General features: G+C 59.7%; 17 protein-coding genes. 15 read left to right on the forward strand and 2 right to left on the reverse strand.

Features of this window, described 5'->3' with window-relative positions; translation table 11 throughout:
* Positions 1-350: 350 nt before the first annotated feature.
* The 7 genes from DI396_RS07595 to DI396_RS07625 all read left to right on the forward strand — a co-directional run bounded on the left by DI396_RS07595 (position 351) and on the right by DI396_RS07625 (position 9,617).
* Positions 351-2,876, forward strand: coding sequence for a cation:proton antiporter (locus DI396_RS07595; protein WP_110795594.1), 2,526 nt, complete (start codon positions 351-353; stop codon positions 2,874-2,876).
* A gap of 380 nt (positions 2,877-3,256) precedes the next feature.
* Positions 3,257-4,597: a dicarboxylate/amino acid:cation symporter gene (locus tag DI396_RS07600; RefSeq protein ID WP_110795595.1), complete on the forward strand. Its 1,341-nt coding sequence runs from the start codon at positions 3,257-3,259 to the stop codon at positions 4,595-4,597.
* Between the two features lie 330 nt (positions 4,598-4,927).
* Entirely contained in the window at positions 4,928-5,737 is an 810-nt protein-coding gene (gene phnC / locus DI396_RS07605; RefSeq protein ID WP_110795784.1) for a phosphonate ABC transporter ATP-binding protein, read from the forward strand.
* A 69-nt stretch (positions 5,738-5,806) separates the two neighbouring features.
* Positions 5,807-6,709 (forward strand): phosphonate ABC transporter substrate-binding protein, encoded by a 903-nt coding sequence (gene phnD / locus DI396_RS07610; RefSeq protein ID WP_110795596.1) that lies wholly within the window; start codon positions 5,807-5,809, stop codon positions 6,707-6,709.
* A 79-nt stretch (positions 6,710-6,788) separates the two neighbouring features.
* On the forward strand, positions 6,789-7,664 hold the full coding sequence (phnE, locus tag DI396_RS07615; protein ID WP_110795597.1) for a phosphonate ABC transporter, permease protein PhnE: 876 nt from the start codon (positions 6,789-6,791) through the stop codon (positions 7,662-7,664).
* Positions 7,661-8,998, forward strand: coding sequence for a phosphonate ABC transporter, permease protein PhnE (phnE, locus tag DI396_RS07620; protein WP_110795598.1), 1,338 nt, complete (start codon positions 7,661-7,663; stop codon positions 8,996-8,998). Before phnE (DI396_RS07615) ends, phnE (DI396_RS07620) begins: the two co-directional genes overlap by 4 nt.
* Complete coding sequence (locus DI396_RS07625; RefSeq protein WP_110795599.1) at positions 8,985-9,617, forward strand: LbetaH domain-containing protein; 633 nt, start codon at positions 8,985-8,987, stop codon at positions 9,615-9,617. The genes phnE (DI396_RS07620) and DI396_RS07625 overlap by 14 nt, the downstream gene beginning before the upstream one ends.
* A gap of 31 nt (positions 9,618-9,648) precedes the next feature.
* On the opposite strand, the gene phnF is transcribed toward DI396_RS07625, so the two are convergent.
* Entirely contained in the window at positions 9,649-10,359 is a 711-nt protein-coding gene (phnF, locus tag DI396_RS07630; RefSeq protein WP_110795600.1) for a phosphonate metabolism transcriptional regulator PhnF, read from the reverse strand.
* A gap of 102 nt (positions 10,360-10,461) precedes the next feature.
* Between phnF and phnG the strand changes: the two genes are divergently transcribed.
* From phnG to DI396_RS07675, 8 genes are all read left to right on the forward strand, one after another.
* On the forward strand, positions 10,462-11,001 hold the full coding sequence (phnG, locus tag DI396_RS07635; RefSeq protein WP_110795601.1) for a phosphonate C-P lyase system protein PhnG: 540 nt from the start codon (positions 10,462-10,464) through the stop codon (positions 10,999-11,001).
* Positions 11,001-11,576 (forward strand): phosphonate C-P lyase system protein PhnH, encoded by a 576-nt coding sequence (gene phnH, locus DI396_RS07640; RefSeq protein WP_110795602.1) that lies wholly within the window; start codon positions 11,001-11,003, stop codon positions 11,574-11,576. Before phnG ends, phnH begins: the two co-directional genes overlap by 1 nt.
* Positions 11,577-12,704, forward strand: coding sequence for a carbon-phosphorus lyase complex subunit (locus tag DI396_RS07645; RefSeq protein WP_110795603.1), 1,128 nt, complete (start codon positions 11,577-11,579; stop codon positions 12,702-12,704).
* Between the two features lie 198 nt (positions 12,705-12,902).
* Entirely contained in the window at positions 12,903-13,766 is an 864-nt protein-coding gene (locus DI396_RS07655; protein WP_110795605.1) for an alpha-D-ribose 1-methylphosphonate 5-phosphate C-P-lyase PhnJ, read from the forward strand.
* A gap of 8 nt (positions 13,767-13,774) precedes the next feature.
* Positions 13,775-14,545: a phosphonate C-P lyase system protein PhnK gene (phnK, locus tag DI396_RS07660; protein WP_110795785.1), complete on the forward strand. Its 771-nt coding sequence runs from the start codon at positions 13,775-13,777 to the stop codon at positions 14,543-14,545.
* A 3-nt stretch (positions 14,546-14,548) separates the two neighbouring features.
* A complete protein-coding gene (phnL, locus tag DI396_RS07665) occupies positions 14,549-15,232 on the forward strand; it encodes a phosphonate C-P lyase system protein PhnL (RefSeq protein WP_110795606.1) in 684 nt (227 codons plus the stop codon).
* Complete coding sequence (gene phnN / locus DI396_RS07670; RefSeq protein WP_110795607.1) at positions 15,229-15,777, forward strand: phosphonate metabolism protein/1,5-bisphosphokinase (PRPP-forming) PhnN; 549 nt, start codon at positions 15,229-15,231, stop codon at positions 15,775-15,777. Before phnL ends, phnN begins: the two co-directional genes overlap by 4 nt.
* A gap of 73 nt (positions 15,778-15,850) precedes the next feature.
* The gene (locus DI396_RS07675) at positions 15,851-16,990 is read left to right on the forward strand and encodes an alpha-D-ribose 1-methylphosphonate 5-triphosphate diphosphatase (RefSeq protein WP_110795608.1); all 1,140 of its coding nucleotides are present in this window, start codon (positions 15,851-15,853) and stop codon (positions 16,988-16,990) included.
* A 293-nt stretch (positions 16,991-17,283) separates the two neighbouring features.
* Here DI396_RS07675 and DI396_RS07680 read toward each other — a convergent pair whose 3' ends face one another.
* Complete coding sequence (locus tag DI396_RS07680; protein ID WP_110795786.1) at positions 17,284-18,057, reverse strand: IclR family transcriptional regulator; 774 nt, start codon at positions 18,055-18,057, stop codon at positions 17,284-17,286.
* Positions 18,058-18,076: the final 19 nt, after the last annotated feature.

Raw genomic sequence — 18,076 nt, forward strand, 5'->3', positions numbered from 1 at the left:
TGTAATGTGGAATGTGTTCGGCTTTCGAAGAGGCAAGCACATGCGGCAGAAGCGTTTTAGCCAAGCCTTGAGTATCGGGAGGTGAACTAAGGACATGACGCTGAGATGCAGACAGCGAAGCTGTGCCGCAGGCATCCGGCCAGACCCGCCAATCATATCTATGGGTGCGGGCGGCGCCGTGCCACGCCCGACGCCGGGTATAATTTACGGCGTGTCCGGCATGTGCGGGGGGCGGTGCCGGAACGATACGATTTTGCCCGCCACAAAGAGTTGAAGGCAAAGGCAAACAAAACGGCACCTCTCTGGTCGCTTTGGCTTTCTCTCCGCCAGATCTCTGCTACTTTTCGCCCATGAATATTATGCTCATCACTGCCGTTATCGCATCGCTCTTTCTTGTTATCGGTGCGGCCGAACCTTTGGCGGCTCGGTTACGGCTTCCCTACAGCGTTATTTTGGCTCTTGTGGGAATGCTCATTGGCGCGGGCGCCATTTTCTTTCTGCGCACAGACCTGACAGATGCATTGAATCCGATTGCAGAAGCGATTCTGGGATTGCCGATCCGGTCAAATGTATTCCTCTACGTCTTCCTGCCAACGCTGCTTTTTCAGGCAACGTTGGGAATGAACCTGAGGCGCATGCTTGACGATTGGGTTCCTATTTTGGTGCTTGCCGTCGTGGCGGTGGTCGTTGCGACATTGGGGGTTGGTTATTCCCTGGCTTGGGCGAGCACATTGCCGCTTGCGGCGTGCTTTTTGATCGGCGCGATTGTGTCCACGACGGATCCTTCTGCGGTGGTGTCGATTTTCCGGTCGATCTCTGCGCCGCGCAGGCTGGCGCGTATCATCGAAGGGGAAAGCCTTTTGAACGATGCTGCCGCGATCGCACTCTTTGGCCTGTTCATGGGGTTTGTGATGTTGGGGGTGTCCGATCCGACCTTGACCGATGCCTTGCGGCAATTTCCGTTGCTGATCGCGGGGGGGGCCATTGCCGGGTGGTTCGCGGCGCGGGCTTCGGTCTGGATCATGTCAAATTTTGTCCACCATGAGCGGGCGCAGATTTCCGTGTCCGTGGCGCTCCCATATCTTGTCTATATCGGCGCCGAACAACTCATCGGGGCTTCGGGTGTGATTGCTGTTGTCACGGCAGGGCTGACGATGAACCTCTCCGGGCCTCGCCGTTTGTCGCCGCAAACCTGGGCGAACCTTGGTGAGGTATGGGACCTGTTGGCGCATTGGGCGGGGGCGTTGATCTTTATTCTGGCGGCTCTTCTTATCCCAAGGCTGTTGGAAGAGGTGCGCTCCGAGGATGTCATTCTGGTTGGTGTGGTTATTGTCGCGGCGGTGACGGCACGGGCGGTCATCCTGTTTGGATTGCTGCCGCTGCTGACTGCGCTGCGGCTTTCTCCGGTGGTTGAACGTCCTTACCGCACGGCCATTCTTTGGGGGGGGCTTCGCGGGGCCGTGACCCTTGCGCTTGCTCTGGCGGTGACCGAAAGCACGCGCGTGCCGATTGAGGTGAAACGTGTGGTCGGGATCCTGGCCACGGGGTTCACGCTCTTTACCCTATTGGTACAAGGCACGACATTGAGGGCGGTTATCCGGTGGCTCGGGCTCGACCGGCTGTCGCCGATCGACGAGGCGCTGTCGCGGCAGGTTGTCGCCGTGGCGCTGCAAACCGTGCGGGAAGATGTTGAGCGGACCACCGAGAACTATGAGCTGACGCGGGAAATTGTTCGATCCGAGGCGAAGCATTTTGCGGAACGTTTGGACAGTGCTGTTCAAGCGACAGAAGATGGCGGCGATATTTTGGACCGTGATCGGATCACCTTGGGCTTGATCGCTTTGGCGGGGCACGAACGCGATACCGTGCTCGACAGGATGCGAGAGCGGACAATTTCACAGCGCATGGCAGAACAGGTTCTGTCGGATGCGGATCGTTTGATCGAAGGGGCGAGGTCCGGCGGACGGAACGGATATCAACGGGCGGCGCGGCAAAGCGTGGCCTATGGTCAGGGGTTCAAGATTGGCGTGGCGTTGCAGCGCCGGTTGCATTTGTCCGCCCCGCTGGCGCGAATGACCGCCGACCGGTTCGAATTGTTGCTTTCGCAAAGGCTGATCCTACGTGATCTAGATGCCTTTATCGACAGACGCATCCGGCGTCTTCACGGGCGGCGGGTGGCGGATCTGCTGCACGATTTGTTGGCGCGCCGGGTAGAGGCGGTGGAGACGGCTCTGGAAGGGTTGCGTTTGCAATATCCCGGCTATGCAGAAAAGCTTGAACGCCGCTTCATCCGGCGTACTGCGCTGCGTCTCGAGGAACGTGAATACACCAATATGCGCGAAGACGGGTTGATCGGAGCAGAGGTGTACACGTCTATCATGCAAAGGCTCAACATGCAGCGCGCCGCAAGCGAGAAACGTCCGTCGCTCGACATCGCCATTCAGCGGTTGGAGTTGATCCAGCGCTTTCCATTGTTTGTCGGGATGGACGATGCCGCGCTCAAGCAGCTGGGGCGTGCGCTCAAGACGGTCTATGTCAATTCCGGCGAGCTGATCGTTGGTAAAGACGATCCCGCGCAAAGCGTGTATTTCATTGCATCCGGCGCGGTCGAGTTGGAAAGTGCCGGCCAAACATGGCGGCGTGGCGGCGGCGAGATGTTCGGCCAAATGGCGATTCTGACGAAAAAAGCTGTCCGTGCACAGGTGCGGGCGATTGCGCCCTCCACGTTGTTGGTGCTCGATGCCGAACGGTTCCGGCGGCTGCTTGCCCGCAGACCCGCGATACAGCAAGCCATCCGGGCAAGCGCAAAGGAGCGCAACATAGATCCCGAGGCCCTCATTGCAGATGAACAACAGCCCTCTAAGCAATCGGAATAATGCGGCGCGTGGCCCGATGAATGCTTTGGCGTGCCTCGCGGTCGGGTAGAGGCCGCATCGCGGCTCAACAAACATTGGGCGGCCCCGCATGCTGCCATTGACGAGGCGCCAACACCGCCTTGAAGTTCCATCCACTTCACGTGTATCAGCTCGTGCTGTCCCTGCGCCGCCCTACTGGCGCTATTGCTTGCCAGCCAAAGAGCATCCGGCGCAAACGAATGGCGCGCCAGCCCCCTCAAGGCACCGGATGGGCGGCAGGGGATGTCGGCACCCGATGGACGGCACGGGGCGCGCAAAACAGAGTGCGGCCTGTGCTGTGACCGCAGGCGCAAAGAAGATGTTGGCGCCGCTCCAACACTTGATCATGAGAAGGCCCCGCCATGGCAAGCAATACACAAGATAGCACGATGCGTATTTCACAACAGCGTTTCAAATTGCGGGTTTGGATGACCTCCCGGCTATGGGCGCAGGTTATTCTTGGCATGGTTCTCGGATTTGGTCTCGGCTTGTTGCTGAGCGAGCCTGCGGGCTTTGTCCCTGCGGACACCGCCGAGATGGTCGGGCATTGGTTGGCATTGCCAGGGCGGATATTTCTGGCCTTGATCGCGATGGTTCTGGTGCCGTTGATTTTTTCTTCGATTGTCGAAGGGCTTTCCGGGGCTGGGTCCGGCGAAGAATTGCGGTCGGTCGGTTTGCGGCTTGCGGCGTTCATTCTTGCAACCACGACAGTGGCCTCGGTCATCGGTGCGGCGCTTGCCCAATGGTTGCAGCCCGGCGTGGGGCTTGCCGGTTTTTCGCAAGCACCCTCTGCGCCAAGCGTGCCGTCGCAGATCGGTGATACAGCCGATTTGCCCGTGCCGGGCGATCAGGCATCGGTGCCCGATATGATTGTCGAGATTTTGCCCACAAACCCCACCGCCTCAATCGTCCAAGGCGACATGCTGGCAGTTGTTGTTTTGGCCTTGTTGGTTGGCATTTCGGTCACACAGGTTCAGCCCGAACGCGCGCGGCCTTTTCTGGCCTTGATGGAAGCGCTGTTGTCGATCTCGATGAATATTGTGAAATGGGCCATGTTTCTGGCGCCTTTCGCGGTGTTCGGTTTGATGGCGCAACTGGTGATGCGTATGGGATTTGAAACCATGATCGGCATTTCAGGATATGTCGGGACTGTGTTGCTTGGGCTTGTGATCCTGTTGGTTCTCTACCTTCTGATCGCGCTCGTTTTTGCGCGGATCACGCCGCTGCGGTTGATGAAAGCGGCAGGCAGCAATCTGATATTGGCGTTTTCGACATCAAGCTCGTCGGCCGTGATGCCGGTGACGATCCAATCGGCGCGCGAGCTTGGTGTGCCTGAAAATATCGCCAATCTGGTTGTGCCGCTGGGGGCAACAATGAACATGGCCGGAACCGCCCTCTATCAGGCGGTGGCCATTTTGTTCCTCGCGCAGCTCTCGGGTGTGGAATTGACCACGGTTCAGATCGCTGTGGTGGTTGGGACGCTTGTGGCCTCCAGTATCGGCGCACCCGGCACACCGGGGGTCAGCATCGCCATTCTGGTCAGCGTCGCCACAAACATGGGCATCCCTGCCGAGGGTATGGTGATCATTCTCGGCGTGGACCGCTTGCTGGACATGTGCCGGACGGCGGTCAACGTCACGGGTGACCTTGTGGCTGCGGTCTTGTTGCGCTCGGTCGGGCGTGACCCCGCGCAGTCCTCCTGAGGTCGCTTTGTGGTGGCGTGATCCCGGCGCCGGATCGCTGGTGCCATTCTCTTTGCGCGTCCGAAATCGCAGGGTCATCGGTCAGCCCGCAGGGTAAATTTTCAGGCGAAAAAGTCGGCCGGTCCTGCGTTTGGCAGCCCACCGTGTGACAGCCCGGCGTTTGGAAGTCCGCCCTGTGACAGTTGGGCGATTGAACTGGCGGGTGTCTATGCGGCGCCTCTAATGCCGCTTTCTCTGTATCCGGCTACAGCGTCACAAAAGTTTTGCAGTTCCGTCACATCCCGTTGATAGATCTGCCGTTATGTCCCCCGCAACACCAAGGGGGACATGATGCTCGAATTGAAGAGCCTGACAAAGTGCTTCGGCGCGAATATGGCCGTGGACAACGTGAGCTTTCACATTGATCGCCCGATGATGATCGGCATCATTGGCGCGTCGGGGGCGGGTAAATCCACCCTGTTGCGGATGATGAACCGCCTGACCCCTGCCACCAGCGGTGCGGTACGGTTCGAGGGGCAGGATGTTCTTGCTCTGCGCGGGGCCGGGATGCGCAAATGGCAATCCGAATGCGCGATGATCTTTCAGCAGTTCAACCTCGTACCGCGCATGGATGTGGTGTCGAACGTCTTGCACGGCACGCTCAATCGCCGCTCGACGGTCGCCTCCCTATTCAATCTATATCCGCAATCGGACATTCACCGCGCGATTGATATCCTCGACCGGCTTGGCATCGCGGGGCATGCATCGAAACGGGCCGAGGCTTTGTCCGGTGGACAACAGCAACGTGTCGCCATTGCTCGCGGGTTGATGCAGGATCCCAAGATTATCCTCGCGGATGAACCGATTGCCTCGCTTGATCCGATGAATGCCCAGGTCGTGATGGAAGCGCTGCGCCGTATCCACGACGAAGACGGGCGCACCGTGATTGCAAACCTGCATACGCTCGACACAGCGCGCCGGTATTGCGACCGTGTGATCGGGATGCGCGCGGGCCGCGTCGTGTTTGACGGCAGCCCCGAACAGCTGACCACCGGTGCGGCGCGTGACATATATGGTGCTGACGCCGGATTTTCCGAATCCGCAACCAGCACCAGCATCGACGCATTGGAACGCCCGGACAGGGCACCGATCCCCGCTTAACGCCCTTTCAATTCAGCACTCGGGGCGCAGGAAATGCTCCGGGTTTCACACCAACCGGAGAGACCGACCATGAAAAAGCTGATTGCTGCCGTATTGGCAACCACCGCCCTGACCACCCCCGCCTTTGCGCAAGAGATCAATGAATTCCGTATCGGGATCCTTGGTGGCGAAAACGCTCAAGATCGCTTGAACAGCAACGAATGCCTGCGCGAGAAAACCGCTGACCTGCTTGGCGTTGAAACCAAAATCTTCGCGCCCGCCGATTACAACGGTGTGATCCAGGGGCTGCTTGGCGGAACCATCGATATGGCATGGTTGGGCGCATCGGGGTATGCCAAGGTTTTCTTGTCGGACCCCGAAGCGGTTGATCCCGTTCTCGTCAAGGTCAACAATGATGGGGGCTATGGCTATTATTCGGTCGGGTTCGCCCGCAAAGACAGCGGCATCACCTCGCTTGATGACATGCAGGGCAAGACCTTTGGCTTTGGCGATCCCAACTCCACATCGGGTTTCCTGATCCCTTCGATCGAGATCCCGCAAGCCACCGGCGCTTCCATGACTTCGGGTGACTATTTCGGTGAGGTCAAATTCTCGGGCGGCCATGAGCAAACCATCGTGGGCGTCAACAATGGCGATTTCGATGCGGGCGTGACATGGGCCGATGGTCTTGGCGATTGGGAAGATGGTTACAGTTCCGGCGCGTTGCGCAAAGCTGTGGATGCCGGTTTGATCGATATGAACGAATTGGTCGAGATCTGGAAATCCAAACCGATCCCCGAAGGCCCTATCGTCTTGCGCAAGGCGCTGCCCGAGGACGTGAAATTGAAAATGACCGCCTTGATGGCGTCGCTCAAATCCATGGATGCCGATTGTGCCTATGGGGTTTTGCAAGGGGATGCCAAAGGCTTTATGCCGATCACCCATGAGGCCTACGAAGTGATCATCGAAGCGCGCAAGTTGAAGTCCAACTAAACCGGCTTTCCTCCCCAAGCGGGCCTCGCATTGTGCGGGGCCCGTCGTTTTACTGGCTGATGTATAGGCTGATCCCGACATGACCGATCTAACCCGCAACGTGGATGATATCCGCGCTGAGTATCTCGCGCTGACACGGCGCAAACGCAGCTATGACACCATTATTCTTGTGTTGTTCATCGCGATCATGGTCGCGGGGTTCCACACCGCCGATGACCGCAATGCAGGCGGATTTTGGAGCGGTTTGCACCGGTTGCTGGATTTTCCGGCCGAAGTCATCGGCGAGGCGTCACAAAAGCTGGCCGAATTTCCGGCCCATTTCATGCATTTTCTTCCGGCGTTGAGCGAGACGTTGAACATCGCAGGGGCCGCGACGCTTTTGGGTGCGATCATCGGCATCGTCCTGTCGCTTTTGGCGACGCGGGGCTTGGCGCTTTGGCCGCGCGCGATTCCTGTTGTGCGGCGGATCATGGATATCATGCGCGCCATCCCCGAGATCGTTATCGCGCTGATCCTGATCTTTGTGCTGGGTGGCGGGCCGGTGCCCGCGATGGTCGCTATTGCGTTTCACACCTCAGGTGCGCTGGGCAAACTGTTTTCCGAAGTCAATGAAAACGCCGCGCTTGGCCCTGTCGAGGGGTTGCAATCCACCGGCGCCACATGGGTGCAACGCATGGCGCTGGGCGTCTTCCCGCAGGTCGCGCCCAATTACCTCAGCTATGCGCTCTTGCGGTTCGAGATCAACATCCGTGCTTCTGCGATCCTCGGGTTCGTCGGGGCAGGGGGCATCGGGTATGAATTGAAAAACGCCATGTCCTGGGGCACCGGCAAATATGACGAGGCCGGCGCAATCTTTGTCTTGCTCTTCGTCACCATCGTGATCGTCGATCAAGCCTCCTCGGCGCTGCGTGACCGGCTCACCCATGGCAACCGCAAACTGGAGGCCACGCTATGAGCACCGCCGCGACCAATATCGATATGCTGCACGGTCAGGCCGCGCGCGTCATCTCCCGCAAACGGATGATCGGCTTTGCCCTGCCTGCGGCAATCGTGGCCTATTTCATCTATATCTTCTTTGCGTTTGATATCGCGGGCCTAAGCGAGCGGGCCAGTCTCGACAATGCCCGCACCTTGGTGGCGGACAGTTATAGCTATAAAACCCACGTCACCCGCAGCACTCGCGACGGAGGCATTTCCGTCGCCATTGAGGGCGAACGCAAAGGCGAATACTCCGAAGGCACCGCCCCCGAGTGGGTCACATTGGGCACCGATGGAGCGCCGACGCTCGTCGATCTGGGGCGCGGCAATCTCGTCTCTTTGGGCGATGTCACCACATGGACCATTCCCGATTACGGCGTGATCTCCATTACAGCCAGCCGCGCGAACGGCGTCGATGTGACATTCCCCAATGATACCGTCCCCGCATGGGCCAGCGTGTCAAAATCGCGCGTGGCCATGACCACCGATGCGGGCCGCCTCAACGTCACCCGCACCAAAGCCGAGGTGTTCAAATATCAGGCCGGGTGGGAATTGTTCTTCTTCACCTTGCAAAGCCCCTATCACGGCATGCCTTTGGGCGAATTGCTGCGCCGCGCGACATCGGGCGAAGCGGGTGCGATCTGGAACGATTTTTTCCACAACCCTATGTGGCATCACGATATGGTCGCGGGGGCGTTGTTCGAGACGATTTTGATGGCGGCGCTGGGCACCTTCGGGGCGGCGATTGTTGCGCTGCCGCTGGCCTTTATGGCGGCGAAAAATTTTGCGCCCTTGCGGATAGTGCGATTTGCGGCGCGGCGGGTGTTTGATTTTTTCCGCGGTGTGGATGCTTTGATCTGGACCATCGTTTTGGCCCGCGCCTTCGGGCCGGGGCCTTTGACCGGTGCTTTGGCGATCCTGATCACCGACACCGGCAGTTTCGGCAAAATGTTTTCCGAAGCTTTGGAAAACACCGATCGCAAACAGATCGAGGGCATTCGATCGACCGGTGCCAAACCCTTGCAACGCTACCGCTTTGGCGTGATCCCGCAGGTGACGCCGGTGTTGTTGAGCCAAGTGCTGTATTTTCTGGAATCCAATACCCGGTCGGCCACGATCATCGGCGCAATCACCGGTGGTGGTATTGGTTTGTTGCTGACCCAAGCCATGCTGACCCAAAAGGATTGGGAAGAGGTCAGCTATTATATCATCTTGATCGTTCTGATGGTGATGATGATGGATTGGCTGTCGGGCAAATTGCGCGCGCGGTTGATCAAGGGCAAAGACGAGCGGTCCCATGACGCGGCTTGATGCAGATACGCCCTTTGTCCATCCCGATTGCGAGATTGGCAACGCTACCTTTGGCCGCTACGTCGAAATTGGCAAAGGCAGCCGCATATCGCGGGTGCAAATGGGCGATTATTCCTATTGCGATCGCTATGCCGATATTGCCAATGCGGAGATCGGAAAATTCGCCAATATCGCCAGCTTCACCCGCATCGGCCCGACCGATCATCCGATGGCGCAGGCCTCTATGCACCATTTTCTCTATCGGTCCGGCGACTATTGGGACGGGGCCGGGGCGGACGCGGAGTTTTTTGATCGCCGCCATGCTCGCACCGTGTATATCGGCCATGACACATGGATCGGCCACGGCGCAGTGATCCGCCCCGACGTGACCATTGGCCATGGCGCGGTGATCGCATCGGGGGCGGTGGTGACCAAAGATGTGCCGCCCTATCATATTGTTGCGGGTGTTCCGGCGACGCCGCTGCGGGCGCGGTTTCCCCCGCAGATCGTAGATCGGTTGATGGCATTGGCGTGGTGGGATTGGCCGCATGCGGTCCTGCGCGAGCGGTTGGATGATTTCCGGTCCGCGCCGATCGAGGTATTTTTGGACAAATACGAGACCGCTGAATTTCCCGCATAAAGCCTGCATAAAGAATGTGTCCCCTCGGGGATCATTCGGGTGTGATGGTCAATGTCACCCGCTCGCCTGCAAACCATGTGGTGCCATGTTCGACAGGTACGCCGTGCGCGTCGACGTTGATCGCCACGGATTTCATTAACGCATCCCCGTCGCGCAGTCGCAGGTGTAGGGCCTGCGTGGGGCTTGCGATTTCTGCGGTCAAACGTGTTTCGCGCCGGGTGAAATCCGCCACTCCGTTTTGGCGCAGGGCTTCGGTGACCGATGTGATGGTCGCGAATGTCTCGGCGATATCAGGAAAGCGCCCCAAGGGGAAAACCGATATGAAATGTGCCAAGGGCGCGTTTCCGGACATCGATAAACCCTCATAAACCACGACCCGTTCCCCCGCAGCCAATTCCAAGGCCTCTGCTTCAAGTGTGCTGCTGGCGCGGGTTTCGATCCGCAGGCGCTCTTTGGCGGGAAGCCGTCCCGAAGCGGCGATGTTTTGGTGAAACCGCACGCGCCGCCCGATGGGATAGTCTGTTGGCGGCGCTTCGACAAACACCCCCGCGCCGCGTCGCGACCGAAGCAATCCGCGATCCGCAAGATCGCCCAAGGCCCGCCGCACCGTATGGCGATTGACCCCGAAGCGCGCGGCCAAAGCAGCCTCGGTCGGCAGCTTGTCTCCGGCTGTATAAAGCTCGGCTGCAATTTCGCTCTCAAGGGTGGCGGCGATAGAGGTCCAGATCGCGGTTCGGGTCATGTGTCACCAAATCTTCATAGTATTGTTGTTGCCGCTCTCACAGGCGGCCGCTAATATTTGTCTAGTTGTATATTAACTTGGACAAACCAGCAAGGTGTCTAGATGAGCATTGCGCACACCCCCGGATCTTCGGATCACGCCCGCCAGCAAAGTGGCCAGCCGGCCAAAGCGCCGGACGACCCTCGCCAATCCTCGCCCCACGCCGCGCGCCAAGCATGGATGGGGCTTTTGGCCAAATCCTCCGCCGTGGATCTGGCCGCAAAGGTCGAGGCATATGCCGAAGAAGCAGTGTTGCCGTCCTTCACCTGGCTGCGCGCGCCGGAGATTGGCGGCGTGATGGTGCGGGGCCGGATGGGGGGCACCGGCGCGGCCTTTAATTTGGGTGAAATGACTGTGACCCGCTGTGCTTTGCGATTGGACACCGGCGAGACCGGCCATGGATATGTGCAGGGCCGCAGCAAGCGCCACGCTGAACAGGCCGCGATGGTGGATGCCCTGATGCAAACCGCCCGCGCCGAAGCCGTGCGCGCCGCCGTCTTGACGCCACTGGAGGCCGGCAAACAGGCGGAACAAGCCGCCCGCGCCGCAAAAGCCGCCAGAACGAAAGTTGATTTTTTCACATTGGTACGAGGAGAAGATTGATGTTGGATCACGCATTGGAAGGCGGATTCGCACAGGCCCCTCAACAGGCCGCCGCCGGATTTCGCGCGGCGCTTTCGGCCTTGGCGCGGCCGGGCCGGATCGAAACGATAGAGGGTGCAACCGGCCCTGCGCCGATGTCTGTTGCGGCGGCGACGTTGGTTTTGACGTTGGTGGATGCGGAAACGCCGATCTATCTGGGCGCAGGTCACGATAGCCCCGCCGTGCGTCAGTGGATCGCGTTTCACACCGGCGCGCCGATTGTCCCCGCCGCGCGGGCTCATGAGGCGATGTTCGCCTTGGGCCACTGGGAAGATTTGATGCCGCTCGGGCAATTTTTCCATGGCACCGCCGAATACCCCGACCGCTCTGCCACGTTGATTGTCGAGGTCGAGGCGCATGCCCCGCCCACACACCATTTGACCGGACCGGGCATCGAGATCAGCGCCGAAATGCGCTTGCCCAGCGGCATCGACGCGCGGCGTGACATGGCCTTTCCCTTGGGGGTGGATTTCTATTTCTCGGCGGGGCACCACATCTCCGCTCTGCCGCGCAGCACTCGCGTGGAGGATCTGTAGATGTATGTTGCAGTCAAAGGCGGCGAGAAGGCGATTGATAACGCCCATGCATGGCTTGATGAAGAGCGGCGCGGTGACTTGGGTGTGGCGGAACTGTCGCTGCCGCAAATCCGCGAACAATTGTCCCTCGCAGTGAACCGTGTCATGGCCGAAGGCTCGCTTTATGATCCCGATCTTGCGGCATTGGCAATCAAACAAGCGCGCGGCGATTTGATCGAGGCGATTTTCCTGATCCGCGCCTATCGCACCACATTGCCACGCATCGGACACTCCCATCCGGTCGAGACTGGCAAAATGGCCTGTGATCGGCGGATTTCAGCGACTTATAAAGATGCCCCCGGCGGGCAGGTGTTGGGACCGACCTTTGACTACACCCACCGTTTGATTGATTTCAAACTCGCCGCAGAAGCAGAAGCAGAAGCAGAAGCGGGAGCCGAAGAAAGCACCCCCGCTGCCGCGACTGGCGCGGCCGAAGGTGGCGACATGCCCCGCATCACCGATTTCCTCAATGACGAAGGCTTGATCCAGACCGAGGCACCCTGTGATACGACCCCGCCCGATATGACCCGCGCGCCGATGGAATATCCCGCAGGCCGCCCTTTGCGCTTGCAAGCTTTGACACGCGGCGACGAAGGATTTGTGCTTGGCATGGCCTATTCGACCCAACGTGGATATGGCCGCAACCATCCCTTTGTGGGCGAATTGCGCATTGGTAAAGTGCCGGTTGAAATGGATATTCCCGAGCTTGGGTTCGCCATCGAAATTGGCGAGATCACCCTGACCGAATGCGAGACGGTGAACCAGTTTGCCGGATCGAAAACCGAACCGGCGCAATTCACTCGTGGTTATGGATTGGTCTTTGGCCAAACCGAACGGAAGGCCATTTCCATGGCTCTGGTCGATCGCGCCCTTCGGTGGGAGGAGCTTGGCGAAGACAATGTGGGCGTCCCTGCGCAGGACGAAGAGTTTGTTCTGGCTCATTCCGACAACATTCAGGCCACGGGGTTCTTGGAGCATATCAAGTTACCCCATTACGTTGATTTTCAATCCGAGTTGGAATTGATCCGCAAACTGCGCGGAGATGCGATGGCGACACAGGCGCAGCAGACACAGGAGGCCGCAGAATGAGTGCTGCATTTCTCACAGTCGGGCGTGACGCAGGTCGCTGTGCCGACTCGCAGAAGGGCATAGGCCGGACCCGTGCCACCTCTCATGAGGATTTGAAAACAGCGCAGGGTTTTGTGCAGATCGGCGCGGACCACACAGAGCATATCTGCCCCGCGCCCGATCGCCTGACTGATAACTCTACGCAAATGGTGGCTTTCGATGTCTGATTACAACTTTGCCTATCTTGACGAACAAACCAAACGGATGATCCGCCGCGCCATTCTCAAAGGGATTGCCATCCCGGGATATCAGGTGCCCTTTGCCAGCCGCGAAATGCCGATGCCCTACGGGTGGGGCACCGGCGGCGTGCAGGTCACGGCGGCGTGCCTGACGCCTGATGATACCCTCAAGGTCATCGACCAGGGCGCGGATGATACCACCAACGCCGTGTCGATCCGCAAATTTTTCCAGCGCACCGCACAGGTCGCCACCACCGAGAAAACCGGCAAGGCCAGTGTCATCCAAACCCGTCACCGCATTCCCGAAGAGCCGCTGCGCGAGGATCAAATCCTCGTTTACCAAGTGCCGATTCCCGAACCTTTGCGGTTTTTGGAGCCGCGCGAGACCGAAACCCGTAAAATGCACGCGCTTGAGGAGTATGGGCTTATGCATGTCAAACTCTACGAGGACATTGCGCGCCACGGTCATATCGCCACCGCCTATGCCTATCCGGTCAAGGTCGAGGGGCGGTATGTGATGGATCCCTCACCGATCCCGAAATTCGACAACCCCAAATTGGAAAGCGCCGCGATCCAATTGTTCGGCGCGGGGCGCGAGCAAAGGATTTACGCGATCCCGCCCTTTACCCGCGTTGTCAGCCTTGATTTCGAGGACCACCCGTTTGAGGCATCCAAGGCCGCGCACCCATGCGATCTTTGCGGGGCGACGCATAGCTATCTGGATGAGGTGATCACCGATGATGCGGGGGGGCGAATGTTCGTTTGCTCGGACACCGATTATTGCACAACGCGGCAAGAGGCCGGTCATCGTGGCCGCCTGTCGCCGCAGGAGGACGCCGCATGACCGCGCCTATCACACCGCTTTTGTCTGTGCGCGACCTGCGCAAAACCTACGGGCACCGCATCGGCTGCGCGGATGTAGGTTTTGACCTATATCCTGGCGAAGTTCTTGGCATCGTGGGGGAATCCGGGTCGGGTAAATCCACATTACTCAGCTGCCTCGCCGGGCATTTGGAACCGGATCAAGGCGAAGTGGTGTTTGACACCCGCGCCGATGGTCCCCGCGACACCCGCCGGATGTCCGAGCCAGAGCGCCGGATGCTAGGCCGCACCGATTGGGCTTTTGTGCATCAACATGCCCGAGACGGGTTGCGCATGGGGGTCTCGGCGGGCGGCAATGTCGGCGAACGCTTGATGGCCGTCGGGGCGCGCAACTATGGCAATATCCGTAATGAGGCGATTGATTGGCTGGGCCGTGTCGAGATCGACGAGACCCGCGTCGATGACCGCCCCTCGGCGTTTTCCGGCGGTATGCAGCAGCGGTTGCAAATCGCCCGCAATCTGGTGACGGGCCCGCGATTGGTGTTCATGGATGAACCGACCGGCGGATTGGATGTCTCGGTGCAGGCGCGTTTGTTGGATCTGTTGCGCGGTCTTGTGCGCGACATGGGTCTTTCGGCGATCATCGTGACCCATGATCTGGCGGTGGTGCGATTGTTGGCGCATCGCTTGATGGTAATGAAATCCGGTCATGTGGTCGAACACGGCCTCACGGATCAAGTGCTCGACGATCCGCAGCATTCTTATACGCAACTCCTCGTGTCTTCAATTTTGCAGGTGTAACTGATGATCCGGCTTGAAAATGTCTCAAAATCCTTCACCCTGCACAATCAAGGCGGCGCGGTCATTCCCGTTATGGAGGGGGCCACATTCGACGTCGCGCGCGGCGAATGTATTGCATTGACCGGCAATTCGGGGGCGGGGAAATCCACGTTGATGCGCATGATCTACGGCAATTACCTAACGGCATCCGGCACATTGAAGGTGGGGGATGTTGACGTCGCCCGCGCCGCGCCGCGCGAGATCCTGACCCTGCGCCAGCATACATTGGGCTATGTCAGCCAGTTTTTGCGCGTTGTGCCCCGGGTGGCGACATTGGATGTGGTGGCCGACCCTTTATTGAGCGTCGGGGTGGCGCGTGATGAAGCCCATGACCGCGCCCGAGATCTGCTCTCGCGGCTGAATATTCCGCACACCCTGTGGTCTTTGTCGCCCACAACCTTTTCCGGCGGTGAGCAACAGCGCGTCAATATCGCGCGCGGCTTTGCCCATGATTTTCCGGCGCTTTTGCTTGATGAACCTACGGCTTCCTTGGATCCGACCAACCGCGAAACCGTGATGGGGTTAATCGAGGAGGCAAAGGCGCGCGGCGCTGCTATCATCGGAATCTTTCACGACAGCGAAGCGCGCATGCGCGTGGCGGACCGCGAGGTCAACGTTTCGCAATTTACGCCCCGGCGTGTGGCATGACTGCGCCGCTTTATACGGTTGTCGGTCCCTCGGGGGCGGGCAAGGATACCGTGCTTGGGGCGTTGAAAGACCAGATGCCACAATTACAAATCGTGCGCCGCGTCATCACCCGTGACGCTGCGGCAGGCGGCGAGGATTTCGAGGGTGTCAGCCAAGCCGAATTCGACCGTCGCCGCGCGGCGGGGCGCTTCGTTCTGCATTGGCACGCGCATGGCCTCAGCTACGGAATCGAGCGCAGCATCGAGAGGCTGCGCGCCGGCCCTGCACCGGTTCTATTCAACGGCTCGCGCGGTATCCTGCCGGAGGCCATCCGTGTTTTCCCTGATTTGCAGGTGATCCATATCACCGCCGCACCACAGATCTTGACCGCGCGTTTGCGGGCACGCGACCGTGAGAGCGCAGCCGAGATCGCCGACCGTGTGGCGCGGGCCTCGCTGCCTTTACCCCTAGGGATCGAGGTGATCGAGATCGACAATTCCGGCGACCTGAGCCTTGCGGTGGACGCCCTTGCTGCGGTTTTGCGCCGTGCTGGAGCCGCCGCATGAAACTGCCGGTCAATTCACCATACTCCAGCCATGATGACATGGCTCAAGCCGCGCTTAACCCAAGGAAAATCCGATGACCGATGTAACGCTGGCCAATGCCTGCCTTGTTCTTGATGCGGAGGTGATGCACGGCGGTCTCACCATGCGCGATGGTCGTATTGCAGACGTGTTTACCGGCACGGCAGTGCCCGCAGGTGCAATTGATCTGCAGGGGGATTTGATCATCCCCGGCCTTATTGAGTTGCACACCGACAATCTGGAACGTCATATTCAACCGCGCCCACGGGTGGATTGGCCGCATGCAGCGGCGATTCTCGCCCATGACGGCGAATTGGCCTCGGTCGGGATCACTACGGTGTTTGACGCGATGCGGGTCGGATCGATCCCCGACAGCCGGACCGGATACAACAAATATGCCCGCGATCTGGCTACGGAATTATGGGAGTTGCGCGCTGCCGATGCCTTGCGGATCAACCACTATTTGCACTTGCGGGCCGAAGTTTGCTCGGCCACATTGGTCGAAGAGATCGCCGAGTTCGGCGTCGATGACCGCGTTGGCATCGTTTCCTTGATGGATCACACGCCGGGGCAAAGGCAATTTCGTGATCTCGACAAGTTGCGCGAGTATGTGCAGGGCAAAAAAGGTCTGACAGATCCGGAGTTTGACGCCCATGTCGCACAGCTTTTGTCCCTGCGGCAAACCTATGGCGCGCAGCATGAAAAAATGACCGTGGCCGCCGCCAACCGCTTTGGCGCGGTTTTGGCTAGTCACGACGATACCACGGCGGATCACGTCGCGACCAGCGCCGCACATGGTATCCGTTTGGCGGAATTTCCGACCACTGCCGAGGCCGCGCAAAGCTGCCGCGCGGCGGGAATCAAGGTGATGATGGGCGCGCCGAACCTCATTCGCGGCGGGTCGCATTCGGGCAACGTCGCGGCGCATGAACTGGCCGAACTGGATCTTTTGGATATTCTGTCGTCGGATTATGTGCCGTCCTCGTTGCTGACGGCGGCCTTTCTTCTGGCGGATCTTTGGGATGATTTGCCCCGTGCCATCCGCACCGTTACGGCCGCTCCGGCTGGCGCCAGCGGATTGACCGATCGCGGCCGGATTGCCCAAGGATTGCACGCGGATGTTTTGCGCATCGCCCGCATTCAAGGCACCCCGGTGATCCGGGGCGTCTGGTGCCACGGGCGGCAAGTGGGGTAGGGCGCGCCCTGCGGTCCGCCAAATCAGAAAAGAGCACGCGCAATCGGACCGCAGGCCTATGCCGGATCGGGCGGCACAAACGGGTGCGCGGTATGTCCACAGTTTTGCCGATGTGATGAACGGCACGCAGTGACCGAAGGCCCGAATAGGCGCCGCAGCGCCGGCCGCGAAAGGCATCGGACCCTTCCGAACCCCGAGCGACGGGCGACGATGATTTGGGGCGCCGCTCGGTTGGCTTACGGGCGCAGGCCTGATGTGTTTTCCTGTCGCGGCACGCCCCGTTACAATGCCTTTTATACGCGTCCGCCCAAGGCTGTCATCAGGTCGTCTGCCGCCTTTTTGACCTGCGCGCCGATGACTGCGATGCGTTCCGGCGTCAGCCGTGCCGCAAGTCCGGAGACCGAGATCGCGCATGCGGCATCGCCTTGCGGACCCTGCACCACGGCGGCGACACAGCGCAATCCCGTGACATGTTCTTCGTCGTCCACGGCATAGCCAAGGGCGCGCACCCGGGCGATATCCTCCATCGCCGTGTCCAAATGGCGGTGCGAGCGCGGTGTCAGCGGATGGAAGCCCCTGCGCGCAGCAAAGGCGGCGATTTGGTCATCTGTCCAGGTGGCGAGAATCGCTTTGCCCATGCCGGAGCAAAACACCGGAACCCGGCCGCCGGGGGGAGAAATGGCGCGCATGATTTCGCGGCTTTCGACTTGTGAAACCGTGACCAATTGATCGTCATCCAGTAGACCCAGATTGGCGGTTTCGCGGGTTTGATCGCGAAGCCTGCGCAGGAATGGCAGAGCCGGAGCAATAAAATTGCGCCGTTGGGTATAGGCCGCCCCGACGGAAAACGCGGCGCGGCCCACGTGCCAAAGAGCCTCGTCGGCGGCAAATTGCGCAAAGCCGCTTTGCTCCAGCGTGGTCAACAACCGGTGCGCGGTGGAGACGGCCAGCCCCGCATCGCGGGCCAGATCGCTGACCCGCTGCCCTTCATCAGATTGGCTAAGCAGGGTCAGCAACCGCAAGGCACGGGTGACCGATTGCACCCCTTCGGATTTCTGAACATGCATGATGGCGCCTTTGTGCTGA

Origin of the sequence: Litorivita pollutaquae (assembly GCF_003205515.1) — a bacterium.
Classification (GTDB): domain Bacteria; phylum Pseudomonadota; class Alphaproteobacteria; order Rhodobacterales; family Rhodobacteraceae; genus Litorivita; species Litorivita pollutaquae.

Coding starts and splice junctions, on each gene's coding strand:
- DI396_RS07595 (WP_110795594.1), top strand. CDS start 351: ATGAATATTATGCTCATCACTGCCGTTATCGCATCGCTCTTTCTTGTT.
- DI396_RS07600 (WP_110795595.1), top strand. CDS start 3,257: ATGGCAAGCAATACACAAGATAGCACGATGCGTATTTCACAACAGCGT.
- phnC (WP_110795784.1), top strand. CDS start 4,928: ATGCTCGAATTGAAGAGCCTGACAAAGTGCTTCGGCGCGAATATGGCC.
- phnD (WP_110795596.1), top strand. CDS start 5,807: ATGAAAAAGCTGATTGCTGCCGTATTGGCAACCACCGCCCTGACCACC.
- phnE (WP_110795597.1), top strand. CDS start 6,789: ATGACCGATCTAACCCGCAACGTGGATGATATCCGCGCTGAGTATCTC.
- phnE (WP_110795598.1), top strand. CDS start 7,661: ATGAGCACCGCCGCGACCAATATCGATATGCTGCACGGTCAGGCCGCG.
- DI396_RS07625 (WP_110795599.1), top strand. CDS start 8,985: ATGACGCGGCTTGATGCAGATACGCCCTTTGTCCATCCCGATTGCGAG.
- phnF (WP_110795600.1), bottom strand. CDS start 10,359: ATGACCCGAACCGCGATCTGGACCTCTATCGCCGCCACCCTTGAGAGC.
- phnG (WP_110795601.1), top strand. CDS start 10,462: ATGAGCATTGCGCACACCCCCGGATCTTCGGATCACGCCCGCCAGCAA.
- phnH (WP_110795602.1), top strand. CDS start 11,001: ATGTTGGATCACGCATTGGAAGGCGGATTCGCACAGGCCCCTCAACAG.
- DI396_RS07645 (WP_110795603.1), top strand. CDS start 11,577: ATGTATGTTGCAGTCAAAGGCGGCGAGAAGGCGATTGATAACGCCCAT.
- DI396_RS07655 (WP_110795605.1), top strand. CDS start 12,903: ATGTCTGATTACAACTTTGCCTATCTTGACGAACAAACCAAACGGATG.
- phnL (WP_110795606.1), top strand. CDS start 14,549: ATGATCCGGCTTGAAAATGTCTCAAAATCCTTCACCCTGCACAATCAA.
- phnN (WP_110795607.1), top strand. CDS start 15,229: ATGACTGCGCCGCTTTATACGGTTGTCGGTCCCTCGGGGGCGGGCAAG.
- DI396_RS07675 (WP_110795608.1), top strand. CDS start 15,851: ATGACCGATGTAACGCTGGCCAATGCCTGCCTTGTTCTTGATGCGGAG.
- DI396_RS07680 (WP_110795786.1), bottom strand. CDS start 18,057: ATGCATGTTCAGAAATCCGAAGGGGTGCAATCGGTCACCCGTGCCTTG.